This is a genomic window from Herbaspirillum sp. meg3, assembly GCF_002257565.1.
In the GTDB taxonomy this organism is placed as follows: domain Bacteria; phylum Pseudomonadota; class Gammaproteobacteria; order Burkholderiales; family Burkholderiaceae_D; genus Herbaspirillum.
Window position 1 is genome coordinate 1,384,460 of the sequence record NZ_CP022736.1, and the last position, 12,629, is coordinate 1,397,088.

The following is a 12,629-nucleotide window of genomic DNA, read 5'->3' on the forward strand; positions in this document are numbered from 1 at the left end:
TGCTGCTTACTGTGGTTGCGCCAGCAAATTCTTGATGGCGGCTTCGGTCTGCGCGTACTGGCCTTCGCCGAAGTGCGTATAGACCACTTGTCCTTTTTTATCGATCAGGTAGAACGCCGGCCAGTACTGGTTGTTGTACGAAGTCCAGGTGGCGTACTGGTTGTCCTGCGCCACCGGATACGTCAGGCCGAAGCGCTTGATGGCGGTTTTGACATTGTTGGTGTTGCGTTCGAAGGGATACTCGGGGGTGTGCACGCCGACCACGACCAGGCCCTGGTCCTTGTACTTCTGGTACCAGGATTTGACGTAGGGAAGGGTGTTGATGCAGTTGATGCAGGTGTACGTCCAGAAGTCGACCAGCACCACCTTGCCGCGCAGTTGCTGCATAGTCAGTGGTTCGCTGTTGAGCCACTTGTCGATGCCGGTGAATTCCGGTGCGGCGACGCTTTTGCTGAGCGCGCCGGCGGAAGCGGTGGAGGTTGCAGCGGCCAGCACAGTCAGGGCGGCGAAAGTCTTGAGTCGGGAAAGCATGAGGGAATCCTTTCAGAAGAAGAAAATCAGGAAGAGATGGAAGAACAAAACAGAGACGAAAGTGCAGCAGTAATCAACACGTCGTACTGCAGGTAGATCGCCAGCGCCGTCAGCACCACCAGCACGCCGAACAGCTGCTGCAGACGTTGGGTATGACGCGACACCACACGGACATGGCGGGTGATGTACTGGCCGCCGTAGAGGATGGCGAGCATGGGGATGGCGGCGCCGATGGCGTACATCAGCAACAGCAGGGCCGACCAGCCGAGATCCTGGGCCTTGACCACCAGTACCAGGATCGATGCCAGCACCGGACCGGCGCAAGGCGTCCACACCGCGCCCAGCGACATACCCAGTACAAAGCCGCCGGTGTTGCCGGCATGCACTTTGGGAGCCTTCGGCGCGGCGTGCATGCGTTGCAGCGGGGACTGCAACTGCGCCACCAGCCATTCATAAGGACGCGGCCACAGGCGCAGCAGGCCGGACAGCGCCAGCAATGCGATGGCGGTATTGCGCAAGACCTCTTGTGCCACATGGACGGTGCTGGAGACGGCGCCCAGCAGCATCGCGAAGGCGGAAAAACTCAGGATGAAGCCGGCGATAATAAACAGCGGGCGGGTGCGATTGGGCGCGCTGCCATTGGTTCCTACCGAGCTGCCGAGCAGAATCGGCAATACCGGCAGGACGCATGGCGAGGCAATGGTCAGCAGCCCGGCCAGCAGGGCGAATGGCGTTTCGAGGAAGCTGTGCATGGCAGCGATTTCCAATGTTGGTTGCGATGACCGTATTGGAACGCTTGGACGTATCTGGCTTGTGTCCAGAACACCGCACGGGTGCAATGTTTTGTGTATGTGTATGCGCCAGATACATTGGGACACAAATCATCCCGGGACTTGTTTTATAAAGTCGTCATTGCCAACCACCTGAAGGAAAAGGAAATGATCCCTGAACGCTACAAAGGCTCCTGCCACTGCGGCGCCGTCCGTTTTGAAGTCCGCACCGCGCTGACGCCTGCCGGGCGTTGCAACTGCAGCCTGTGCCGCCGCAAGGGCGCGCTGATGACGCCGATGATCGACGCCGCCGACGTGAAGATCATCAGCGGCGAAGAGTCGCTGACGCTGTACCAGTTCAATACGCGAACCGCGAAGCACTATTTCTGCAAGCATTGCGGCATCTATCCCTTCCATCAGACGCGCAAGGATCCGCTGCGTTGGCGCGCCAATATCGGCTGCCTGGAAGGCGTGGATCCGTATGCGCTGGAAGCAAGCGTGGCCGACGGCGCCAGTCTGTCCGTGCTGGAGGATGCATGACGCGGCTAAGACGCTTGCTGGCGGTCTTTGCCTTTGTCACGGGTGGTCTGGCGGCGGAACTGGCCAAGCCGGTCTACTGCTCGCTGCTGAATGTGGCGAGTACGGCGCCGGGCAGTACGGTATGCCGCCGCAAACGCGCTAAGGTATGATCGCCGCATGGAAAACCAAGACCACATCCTGATCGTCGACGACGACCGCGGCATTCGCGAATTGCTGGCTGCCTATCTTGAAAAGAACGGCATGCGCGTGTCGCTGGCGGCCAATGGGCGGCAGATGCGCGCCGTGCTGGAGCAGGGCGCGCCGGATCTGATCGTGCTGGATCTGATGCTGCCCGGCGAAGACGGTCTGGTGCTGTGCCGCGAATTGCGCGTGGGCAAATTCAAGGCGGTGCCGGTGCTGATGCTGACCGCGCGCAGCGAAGAAACCGACCGTATCGTCGGACTGGAAATGGGCGCCGACGACTACCTCACCAAGCCATTCGCCGTGCGCGAGCTGATGGCGCGTATCCGCTCGGTGCTGCGGCGCGCGCGCATGCTGCCGCCCAACATGCAGGTGACCGAAGCGGTGCAACTGCTGGGTTTCGGCGACTGGCGTCTCGATACCACCGCGCGCCATCTGCTCGACCAGGACGGCACCATGGTGGCGTTGAGCGGCGCCGAATACCGCCTGCTGCGGGTCTTCCTCGACCATCCGCAGCGGGTACTCACGCGCGACCAGTTGCTCAACCTGACGCAGGGCCGGGCGGCAGATCCTTTTGACCGCTCCATCGATCTTCTGGTCAGCCGCTTGCGCCAGCGCCTGCAGGATGGCGCGCGCGAACCGCGCTACATCAAGACGCTGCGCAACGAGGGTTATGTATTTTCGGCGGCCGTCACGCTGATGGACGGTGAGCAATGAAGCTAACTTTTTTACGCTGGCCGCGCACGCTGTTCGCCCGGCTGGCGCTGATCTTGTGCGTGGGGCTGGTGCTGGCGCAGACCTTGTCATTCTGGCTCACGTTGACCGAGCGCGATCAGGCCACCACCAATGTCATGATGGGTTATATCGAGCGCGAAGCAGCCAGCTCGGTGGCACTGCTCGATCATCTTCCTCCCGCCGAGCGCCCGCAATGGCTGCCGCGCCTGGCGCGGCGCAGTTATGAATTCATCCTCGGCCCCGGTATCACCGGCACGCCGCCGGATGCGCGCCTGTCGCGGATGGTGGCGAAGTCGATCGCCGACGGTATCGGCACCGACTATGCGCTGACCGTCAATGCCGTCCCCGGCGACAAAGAGCGCATGCAGGTGCACCTGAAGCTGACCGACGGCACGCCGCTGACCATCGACATGCGGCCAATGTCCGGCGTGCCGCTGTCGCCGTGGTTGCCGCTGGTGCTGGCGCTGCAACTGATCGTGCTGGCAGCTTGCTGCTGGCTGGCGGTGCGGCTGGCGACGCGGCCGCTGCATGCGTTGGCAACGGCGGCTGATGCGCTTGGCCCCGATCTCAAGGCGGCGCGCTTGCCGGAAGACGGCCCATCGGAAGTGGCGCGCGCATCCAAAGCCTTCAACGCCATGCAGGATCGTATCGCGACCTATATGACCGAGCGCATGCAAATCCTCGCCTCGATTTCGCACGACTTGCAGACGCCGATCACCCGCATGCGCTTGCGCGTCGACGTGATGGACGACGATCCGCAGCACGCCAAACTGCAACAGGATTTGCAGGAAATGGAAAACCTCGTCAAGGAAGGCGTAGCCTATGCGCGCACCTTGCACGGCGCAGCAGAAGCGCCCATCCGCATCGACCCCGACGCCTTGTTTGACAGTCTGATGTGCGACTACGTCGACGCCGGCAGCGATGTGTCTCTGGAGGGGAATATCGGCGCGCCATTGGTGACTCGCCCGCAAGCGCTGCGGCGCATCCTCGGCAACCTGATCGACAATGCATTGAAGTACGGCGGCAGCGCGCGCATCGTGGTGGCGTCATCTCCTCAAGATGGATCGGTAACGATTGCCGTGCGCGACCACGGGCCGGGCATTCCGCCCGCATTGCTGGAGGCTGTGTTTGAACCCTTCTATCGCGTGGAAGAATCGCGCAACCGGCAAACCGGCGGCACAGGGTTGGGGCTGGCCATTGCGCGGCAACTGGCGCTGGCGATGGATGCTTCGCTGTCCTTGCACAATCTGCCGGAGGGCGGCCTGGAAGCGCGGCTGACTTTGGCTAAGATGCACTGAACGTTTTCTGCATTCTGCATCTGGCACGGCGAAGGCCTGTCGTTACCTCATCGGTAACGGCAGGTCTTTTTCATTGTGGTGCAATCCGATTAGCGTCAGACCAGATTGATTTCCACACCAATGTTGCCGCGTGTAGCCTTGGAGTAGGGGCAGGTCGCGTGCGCCGCATCCAGCAGCGCCTGAGCGACGTCGCGTTCGATGCCCGGCAGGCTGACATTGAGGCGCGCCTGCAGGAAGTAGGCGCCGTCGGTGGTGCCAAGATCGACTTCAGCATCCACGGCGAGGTCAGATGGAAGAGCGACTTTCATCTTGCCCGCGGCCAGTCCCATGGCGCCGATGAAGCAGGCCGACCAGCCGGCGGCAAATAGTTGTTCCGGATTGGTGCCGGCACCTGTGCTGCCCGGGGAGGACAGCTGAATATCGAGACGACCGTCGGAGCTGCGCGCAAAACCATCGCGGCCGCCCGAAGAGGTGTGTGTTTTGCCTGTGTACAGTACTTTTTGCAATTGGGTCATGATGAAGTTACTCTCTGAGTAACGAAGTTGCCGAGATGTTTTTTCTGTCCGGCATGGTTTCAAGTGATTTATATCGTATCCGATGTAATCGAATGCGATTAAGTATATCGGTAAATTTAAAGATGTCAATGCATTCGATTAAATCGCATGCGATATATAATGTGAAAATTGCGAAGCATGCCTTTGCATCCACAAGGAGTCATAGCGCCATGCCCAAAACCACTGATATCGCCGATCAAGCCAATCCGAAACTTTCGGAATTCCTGTGCTTCGCCATCTACTCGGCCAACCTCGCATTCGGCAAGGCGTACAAACCGATCCTGGAAGAACTGGGCCTGACCTATACGCAATACATCGCCATCATCGCCTTGTGGGAACAGGACAACCAGACCGTCGGCAGCCTCGGTGAAAAATTGTTTCTGGAATCGAATACGCTCACGCCCATTCTCAAGAAGCTGGAAGCCATGGGATATCTCGTCCGCCAGCGCGATCCCGGCGATGAACGCCAGGTGCTGATCAGCCTGACCGATGCAGGCCGGCGCTTGCGCGAGAAGGGGATGGGGATGGATCTGGTGGACGCCTGCGGTCTGACGTCGGCGGAGTTCTCTCGTGTTCAGGAATCGGTTGCCGCATTGCGCGACAACCTGATCAAATCCACACAGGGTAAAAACTGATGTGCGTTGAGACTTTTCTTGCCTATTTTGTTTGCGTCGTCTGCGCTCGTCACCTGCCTACATAACAGGACGACTGCGTAAGGATTACTCCACGATTTCCGCTTTGCCGTCTGGATAAGGATGCAGGCAATACACCTTGCCTGATTTTCCCTTCATGTGTTTTTGCGGCCAGATGCCGCCGATGCGATAGAGCACCCGGTTGGAAAAAATGATCGGGCCTTCCAGCACCTTTGCTTGTTTGAATCCGCTCTCGCTAAGACAGGCGGCGCGCGTGTCCGTTTTCAATTTTTCCCACTGATCTGCACTGGACGCCTGTGCATTGCCGAGCAATATCAACGACGTTGCGACAGCTGTTAGTTGTAATGTTCGTTTCCAACTTTTTTGCATACTGTTTCCTTTTTCATTTTGCCCGATCGACAACTTTGTCTGATCGTCAAAGTGTCGTGCGGTTCAGATCCAAAAAAAATCCTCATTCATCAAGGCGACATTTTCGAATGTTATCAATAGCGCTTGGTCTTTAAAACGAGAAATAGGTAGTAATACCTATAGCTCTGAAACGGCCTTATTGCCGACAATACGGGCGGTTCGGGGCAGGACGAATATGTTTTTCTTTGCCGAAGGGACGGGCTTCCGAATCGACATTCAAATAAGGATAACAATGAATTTCCTCGCCAATATGACTATCAGCAAACGCCTGAATCTCGGCTTTGCCATCATCCTTTTTTCCGCGATCGGCGTCATTGCAGTGAGTATCTGGCGGTTGCATACCGTCGCCGAAACAACACAGGCGATGATGGAGAAACCGCTGGCGAAAGAACGCCTGGTCTCCGACTGGTATCGCACCATTCACACCAGCGTGCGCCGTACAACGGCGATTGCCAAGAGTTCCGACCCCAGCCTTGGCGCTTTCTTCGCAGAGGATGCGTCGACCTCCACCAAGTTATCCAATGAACAGCAAAAAGCGTTGGAAGCGTTGCTCACCAGCGACCGGGAAAAAGAACTGTTCGCGCAGCTGAGCGCGGTGCGCAAGCGGTATGTCGCGGCGCGTGATGCCATCACCAAAGCCAAGACCGACGGCCAGGTTGAAGAGGCCAATCGCATTCTTGAAAAAGTCTTTCCGGTTGAAGCCAAGGGTTATCTCGATTCGCTGCAACAACTGCTCGATTTGCAGCGTTCCAGCATCGATCAGATCGCGGCCAGCATTCATGCGCTTTACACCATGAGCCGCAATCTGCTGATTGCCTTCGGTGCACTGTTGTTTGTCGCCGGCTGGTTATTCGCATGGCGTCTGGCGCTGAGCATCACGCGTCCGCTCAATCAGGCCGTCAACATTGCCGAGACCGTGGCGGCAGGCGATCTTACGTCGCATATCGATACCAATCGCAAGGATGAAACCGGCAAGCTGCTGCATGCGCTGAAAACCATGAACGACAATCTCTTGCGTATCGTCGGCCAGGTGCGCAGCGGCACCGACACAATCGCTACGGCATCGCGTGAAATCGCGACCGGCAATCTCGACTTGTCTTCGCGTACGGAACAGCAGGCAGGTTCGCTGGAAGAAACTGCCTCGGCGATGGAAGAGCTCACGTCCACGGTGAAGCAGAATGCCGACAACGCACGTCAGGCCAATCAACTGGCTGCGTCGGCATCGGATGTCGCCGTTCAGGGCGGTAGTGTGGTCGGGCAGGTAATCGATACCATGGGCGCCATCAACGAGTCGTCGAAGAAGATCGTCGACATCATCAGCGTCATCGACGGCATCGCGTTCCAGACCAATATCCTTGCACTCAATGCTGCCGTCGAGGCTGCGCGTGCGGGCGAGCAGGGCCGTGGTTTTGCGGTGGTCGCATCGGAAGTGCGCAGCCTTGCGCAACGATCCGCCAGCGCCGCCAAAGAGATCAAGGAACTCATCGACAATTCAGTGCAAAAGGTCGACTCCGGCAGCAAGCTGGTCGAGCAAGCAGGGGCCACGATGACCGAAGTGGTTGCCAGCGTGCGCCGCGTGACGGACATCGTCGGCGAGATCAGTTCCGCCAGCCAAGAGCAGAGCGATGGCATCGAACAGGTGAATCGCGCCATTGCGCAGATGGATGAATCGACGCAACAGAACGCTGCCCTGGTGGAACAAGCTGCTGCCGCTGCGCAATCTTTGCAGGATCAGGCGCATACCCTGACCGAGGTGGTCAGTATTTTCAAGCTTGATAGTGCGGGTGCTGGGAGCGCCTCGTTGTATAAAGCGGCGAGGCCGGTGGCCGCATCTGCGATGAGCGCGGCGCCTGTGACGATGAGGCAACCAGCGGCAACGAGCGCAGCCCGCAAGCCGGCGGCGAAACTTCCTGCAGCAGCAACGGTATCTACGCCTGCGGTCTCCAGACAGCCCAAGCTGCCGGCCGCGACGTCGGACGACGATTGGGAGCAGTTCTAAGCAGAGCGCTTCAGCCGCTTCTGCCTACGTGGCAGAGGTGCTGAGGTTGCTTCGCAACGATGCCGGCGGCGATAGGAAGGTATTGCACAGCCAGCTGCCGGCTTGTCCCAGTCCGCGATCGCGTGACCAGATCAGATGCACCTGGATATTTTTGGGCCAGCCGTTGACCTGAAGTTCTTTCAGGTCGGCGGCGCCAAAGCGTTTGACGATCCAGCGCGGCAGTTCTGCCCAGCCAAATCCCAGTTCGGTCATTTCCAGCAAAATCAGATAGCTCGATGAGGACCAGTGGAACCCTGATCGTGGCGGTTTGACTTCGTCGCGATAGGTGTTCAGGCGCAACTCGCGCGCATCGCGCAGCATGTCGCCGGTGACTTGCGCGGCGCGCGCCAGCGGATGTTTGGTGCTGACGTACAGACCAATCTCGGACTGGTCGGCGATGGGCTCGAAACCGATGTCGGGCGGGTAAGAGGTTTGCGCCGCCACCAGCGCCATCTGCACGCGCCCGGACTGCACCAGATCGACGGCGTCTTGGTCTTCCGCGATCAGACATTCCAGCCGCAGATCGGGATAGCGTTGCTCCAGCTGCGACAGGCTCTTTTCAAAGACGTCGGATTGATAGGTATCCGATAGTGCAAAACTCAGTTGTGCTTCCAGCCCACCGGCAAGCCGCTGCGCGGCACGGCTCAGCCGATCATTGGCGTCGAGCATCTGCTGGGCATGGGCGAGCAGGGCGTGGCCGTGTTCGGTCAGCGTCGGTTTGCGTGTGCTGCGATCAAACAGTGTTACGCCGAGATCGATTTCCAGATTGGCGATGGCTTCGCTGACGGTGGATTGTTGCTTGTCGAGCTTGCGCGCTGCCGCCGAAAAGGAGCCGAGGTTGGCGGATTCGATGAACATCAGCAGGGCGTCGACGGAATGCAGCATGGTGGAAGGATCTCTTTATATCGGTTTTTCCGATGATTAATGATTTTATCCTATCAGATTAAGTGGGGATAATCACCTTCTTATCGAGTAGAAGGAGAGCACCGTGACGCAGGAAAAAACCTTATATGAACGCTTTTTGCATGCCGTCCTGTTTGAGCTGGTGGCCTTGCTGCTGTGCGCGCCGGTGATGTCCTGGCTGTTAGGTGTGTCGTTTGCCCACGCGGGTTTGCTGACGCTGATGATTTCTTTGGTGGCGATGGCGTGGAATGTGATTTTCAACAGCATCTTCGACCGCCTGGAACGCCGCTGGAAGGCTAAGGCGGCTCCGACGGCGGTTGTGGAGCCACGCCGGTTTTCGGTTCGCATCGCGCATGCCGTGATCTTTGAAGCCGGCCTGATCCTCGCTGTCGTGCCGATGGCGGCATGGTGGCTGAATATCGGTCTGGTTGAAGCTTTCATACTGGATATCGGCCTGGTGTTGTTTTTTCTTCCTTACACCTTGGTGTTTAACTGGTGCTACGACAAGATCCGGGCCGGCATGCTCAAAAACGCCACGTGCTGATCGCGTAGGGCACAGGCCGACGCCGGCACTTGTTAACGGTTTTTACATCACTGTTCTCGTGAAATAAAAGGCGACACACAAAATTGAAAACGAGCCGGCGCAATGCCGGCTTTTTTAATTTTCACGCTCATTTCCCTCGTTGATCTGAGGAATGACGCAGTTGCACAAAAGCTATACTGGCCCGCCATTTGCCGGAAATATCCATTAACCGGCACTCTTCGTTGTCAATTTTGCTATCCGCTTTATTGTCACTCCATCATCTTATAAAAATAGAGACTTTCATGAACATCATCGCCAATCTGAAAATCGGCAAGCGTCTTGCGCTCGGATTCTCCGTTATTTTGTTGCTGGCCATTGCGATCATCTGCATCGGCATCTGGCGCCTGCAAGGCGTGACGGATGCGACCAAGGCGATGATGCAGAAGCCGTTGGAAAAAGAACGCCTGATCAGCGACTGGTTTCCCTATGTACAGACATCGATCCTGCGTGTGACTGCCATTGCCAAGAGTACGGATCCTGCGCTGGCCCCTTTCTTCGCCAAGGAAGATGCGGCCTCGTCGAAGATATCGACCGAGTTACTGAAAAAGCTGCAAGCTGTTCTGGAAACGGATCAGGAGCTGGTTCTGTTCAAGAAGATCGAAGAGCAGCGTCAGCTGTATGTTGTGGCGCGTGACCAGATGCGTAAAGCGAAAGCTGCCGGCGATCTCGATGAAGCGAACCGCTTGCTCGAAACCGCCTTCATGCCGCGTGCGACTGATTTGAAAGACGCCTTGCAAAACCTGCTCACGATGCAGCGCAAAAGCATCGACGATACCGCCGCCGACATCGACCGCATGGCGCATACCGGTCGCACTTTACTGATCGTGCTTGGCGTCCTGATCCTGTTGTTTGGCGTGAGCTGCGCCTGGTATCTGACAGTCAATATCACAGGGCCGCTGACAGTGGCGGTGGGTGTGGCACGCGGTATTGCCGATGGCGATCTGACTGCGCGTATCGTCGTCAGGAGCAAGGATGAAGTCGGCATGCTGCTCAGTGCGCTCAAGGATATGAACAGTAGTCTGCTGCGTATCGTCGGTGATGTGCGCGGCGGTACCGATGCCATCGCCACCGCATCGGGCCAAATCGCCAGCGGTAACCTGGACTTGTCATCGCGCACGGAAGAACAGGCCAGTTCGCTTGAACAAACCGCCGCTGCGATGGAACAATTGTCAGCGACAGTGAAGCAAAATTCCGACAACGCGGTACAAGCGAACTCGTTGGCAAACTCGGCTTCTACCGTCGCTGCGGAAGGTGGTGACGTGGTCGGTGAAGTGATCTCGACCATGCGCTCCATTGATGCCTCATCGAAGAAGATCGTGGACATCATCAGCGTGATTGACGGCATCGCGTTTCAGACCAATATTCTTGCGCTCAATGCTGCAGTGGAAGCTGCGCGTGCCGGTGAACAAGGACGCGGCTTTGCCGTTGTGGCATCCGAGGTGCGCAGTCTGGCTCAGCGCAGTGCCGCTGCCGCGAAGGAAATCAAGACCCTCATCGGCGATTCGGTAGAGAAGGTCGGCGCAGGCACGCGTCTGGTGGAGAAAGCCGGCGTCACGATGAACGATGTCGTCGCCAGCGTGAAGCGTGTCACGGATGTCGTCAGCGAAATCTCGGTAGCCAGCCGCGAGCAAAGCGAAGGCATCGATCAGGTAAAACACGCCGTAACGCAAATGGACAGCGTCACTCAACAGAACGCCGCACTGGTGGAAGAGGCTGCTGCGGCAGCCCAATCCTTGCAACAGCAGGCAGACAATCTGGCGCGTATCGTCAGTGTCTTCAAGCTCAGCCATGACGCAGTGCAGGTGGCGCATATGCCGCATACGCCGCGCCGCATGAAAGACATTCCTGCGGATCCGGTACGACTGACGTAATTGCGTGCAATAGAAAACACAACAGCAGCAGACAAAAAAACACCCCTCGAGAGGGGTGTTTTTTTCGTCGGTGAAGGACGCTCACGGCGTGCTTGCAAGTATTTTTACTTCTCAGCAGGTTCCCGGAAGTAAATACGCTTCGGCAGTGCCCACAGCAACAACGCTGCGCCGAGCAGGCATTCCAGCGCGACCACATACAGACCCAGCGATGCGCTGCCGGTGATGTCGCGGATCTTGCCGACCATGTACGGTGTGATGATGCCGCCCAATTGACCGACCGAGTTGATCAGTGCGATACCACCTGCGGCGGCAGCACCGGTCAGCACGCGCGGCGGCAGGATCCAGAACAGACCGATGCCGGCGATGATGCCCGTTGCAGCAAACGACAGACCAACCACCAGCACCAGCGTGTTGCTGCCGAAGTAGGCGCTGACGGCATAACCGACGGCGCCGGCCAGTGCGCAGCAGGCCAGATGCCAGCGGCGTTCGCCGGTGCGGTCCGAGCTGCGACCGATCAGGATCATGCCGATGGCGGCGCAAAGGTAAGGGATCACCGTGATCAGGCCGATGATGAAGGTGTCGTCGGTGCCGGCAGTCTTGATCAGTTGCGGCATCCAGAACACCAGACCGTAGATGCCCGAAGCCAGTACCAGATAGATCAAGGACATGGTGATGGTCGATGGCTGCTTCAACGCGTCGCGGAAAGAATGCACCGCTTCGCTCTTCGGTTCGGCCGCGAGACGGGCAAGCAGCAGTTTCTTTTCGTCGTCTTTCAGCCAGCGCGCGTCTTCGATCTTGTTGTCGATGACGATCCAGCAGATCACGCCGAGCACGATCGATGGAATGCCTTCCAGCAGGAACAGCCATTGCCAGCCATGCAGCGAGCTCACGCCGTGGGTGAACTTCATGATGCCGCCGGAGATCGGGCCACCGATCATGCCGCACAGGGCGATGGCCGCCATGAACAGCGAGTTGATGCGGCCACGACGTTGCGACGGGAACCAGTTGGTGAAGAAGTACAGCGCACCCGGAACGAAGCCGGCTTCCAGGCTGCCGATGAGGAAGCGCAGAATGTAGAACCCGGTTTCATTGGTGACGAACATCATTGCCGCCGAGGCGATGCCCCAGGTGACCATGATGCGGGCGATCCAGCGCTTCGGACCGACTTTGTGCAAGATCATGTTGCTGGGGATCTCGAACAAGAAGTAGCCGACAAAAAAGATGCTTGCGCCGAGGCCGTAGACGGCGTCGGAGAAACCGAGATCTTGTTGCATCTGCAGCTTGGCGAAGCTGATGTTGACGCGATCAAGGTAAGCAAACACAAAGCAGATCACCAGCAGCGGCACGAAGCGCAGGGTGATGCGGCGGTATAGATTGGATTCCTGGATATCCTGCGCGGTTGCAGGATAGGGGACTGCTGCCATGACTTCTCTCCTCAATACATTTAAAAGGCGCAACTTACCTCCCGGCGATGCTTGTGGCAGCGCCGGAAGACAGGCTGGAATATTGTTATTTTTTTGCGATAGCGCGGCACATGTTCAATGCGCCGCGGTTGCTATCGTTAT

General features: G+C 58.0%; 14 protein-coding genes. 8 read left to right on the plus strand and 6 right to left on the minus strand.

Going from position 1 to position 12,629, the window contains the following annotated elements; translation table 11 throughout:
- Positions 1 to 6 precede the first annotated feature (6 nt).
- Together hmeg3_RS06285 and hmeg3_RS06290 are read right to left on the minus strand one after the other, a co-directional pair.
- Positions 7 to 531, minus strand: coding sequence for a thioredoxin family protein (locus hmeg3_RS06285; RefSeq protein WP_094562982.1), 525 nt, complete (start codon positions 529 to 531; stop codon positions 7 to 9).
- Positions 532 to 557: 26 nt separating this feature from the next.
- Complete coding sequence (locus hmeg3_RS06290) at positions 558 to 1,283, minus strand: cytochrome c biogenesis CcdA family protein (RefSeq protein ID WP_094562983.1); 726 nt, start codon at positions 1,281 to 1,283, stop codon at positions 558 to 560.
- 186 nt (positions 1,284 to 1,469) lie between these two features.
- On the opposite strand from hmeg3_RS06290, the gene hmeg3_RS06295 reads away from it, so the two are divergent.
- Genes hmeg3_RS06295 through hmeg3_RS06305 form a run of 4 tightly spaced genes read left to right on the plus strand, consistent with a single transcriptional unit; the run spans position 1,470 to position 4,054 of the window.
- A complete protein-coding gene (locus tag hmeg3_RS06295; protein ID WP_094562984.1) occupies positions 1,470 to 1,841 on the plus strand; it encodes a GFA family protein in 372 nt (123 codons plus the stop codon).
- Entirely contained in the window at positions 1,838 to 1,990 is a 153-nt protein-coding gene (locus hmeg3_RS24920) for a hypothetical protein (protein WP_198361795.1), read from the plus strand. The genes hmeg3_RS06295 and hmeg3_RS24920 overlap by 4 nt, the downstream gene beginning before the upstream one ends.
- A 7-nt stretch (positions 1,991 to 1,997) precedes the next feature.
- Positions 1,998 to 2,738: a response regulator gene (locus hmeg3_RS06300; protein WP_094562985.1), complete on the plus strand. Its 741-nt coding sequence runs from the start codon at positions 1,998 to 2,000 to the stop codon at positions 2,736 to 2,738.
- Complete coding sequence (locus tag hmeg3_RS06305; RefSeq protein WP_094562986.1) at positions 2,735 to 4,054, plus strand: ATP-binding protein; 1,320 nt, start codon at positions 2,735 to 2,737, stop codon at positions 4,052 to 4,054. The genes hmeg3_RS06300 and hmeg3_RS06305 overlap by 4 nt, the downstream gene beginning before the upstream one ends.
- 95 nt (positions 4,055 to 4,149) lie before the next feature.
- Here hmeg3_RS06305 and hmeg3_RS06310 read toward each other — a convergent pair whose 3' ends face one another.
- Positions 4,150 to 4,569 (minus strand): organic hydroperoxide resistance protein, encoded by a 420-nt coding sequence (locus hmeg3_RS06310; RefSeq protein WP_094562987.1) that lies wholly within the window; start codon positions 4,567 to 4,569, stop codon positions 4,150 to 4,152.
- A 209-nt stretch (positions 4,570 to 4,778) separates the two neighbouring features.
- On the opposite strand from hmeg3_RS06310, the gene hmeg3_RS06315 reads away from it, so the two are divergent.
- Positions 4,779 to 5,243 carry a MarR family winged helix-turn-helix transcriptional regulator gene (locus tag hmeg3_RS06315; RefSeq protein ID WP_094562988.1) on the plus strand — a complete coding sequence of 155 codons (465 nt, stop codon included), beginning with the start codon at positions 4,779 to 4,781 and terminating at the stop codon, positions 5,241 to 5,243.
- 84 nt (positions 5,244 to 5,327) lie between these two features.
- Here hmeg3_RS06315 and hmeg3_RS06320 read toward each other — a convergent pair whose 3' ends face one another.
- Entirely contained in the window at positions 5,328 to 5,630 is a 303-nt protein-coding gene (locus hmeg3_RS06320) for a hypothetical protein (RefSeq protein ID WP_094562989.1), read from the minus strand.
- A 271-nt stretch (positions 5,631 to 5,901) separates the two neighbouring features.
- On the opposite strand from hmeg3_RS06320, the gene hmeg3_RS06325 reads away from it, so the two are divergent.
- The gene (locus tag hmeg3_RS06325) at positions 5,902 to 7,668 is read left to right on the plus strand and encodes a methyl-accepting chemotaxis protein (protein WP_094562990.1); all 1,767 of its coding nucleotides are present in this window, start codon (positions 5,902 to 5,904) and stop codon (positions 7,666 to 7,668) included.
- 24 nt (positions 7,669 to 7,692) lie between these two features.
- Here hmeg3_RS06325 and hmeg3_RS06330 read toward each other — a convergent pair whose 3' ends face one another.
- Positions 7,693 to 8,592, minus strand: coding sequence for a LysR family transcriptional regulator (locus hmeg3_RS06330; RefSeq protein ID WP_094562991.1), 900 nt, complete (start codon positions 8,590 to 8,592; stop codon positions 7,693 to 7,695).
- A gap of 103 nt (positions 8,593 to 8,695) precedes the next feature.
- On the opposite strand from hmeg3_RS06330, the gene hmeg3_RS06335 reads away from it, so the two are divergent.
- Both hmeg3_RS06335 and hmeg3_RS06340 read left to right on the plus strand, forming a co-directional pair.
- Entirely contained in the window at positions 8,696 to 9,154 is a 459-nt protein-coding gene (locus hmeg3_RS06335) for a multidrug/biocide efflux PACE transporter (protein WP_094562992.1), read from the plus strand.
- Between the two features lie 281 nt (positions 9,155 to 9,435).
- Positions 9,436 to 11,064, plus strand: coding sequence for a methyl-accepting chemotaxis protein (locus hmeg3_RS06340; protein ID WP_232511904.1), 1,629 nt, complete (start codon positions 9,436 to 9,438; stop codon positions 11,062 to 11,064).
- 104 nt (positions 11,065 to 11,168) lie between these two features.
- Here hmeg3_RS06340 and hmeg3_RS06345 read toward each other — a convergent pair whose 3' ends face one another.
- Positions 11,169 to 12,488 (minus strand): MFS transporter, encoded by a 1,320-nt coding sequence (locus hmeg3_RS06345; RefSeq protein WP_094562993.1) that lies wholly within the window; start codon positions 12,486 to 12,488, stop codon positions 11,169 to 11,171.
- Between the last annotated feature and the right edge of the window lie 141 nt (positions 12,489 to 12,629).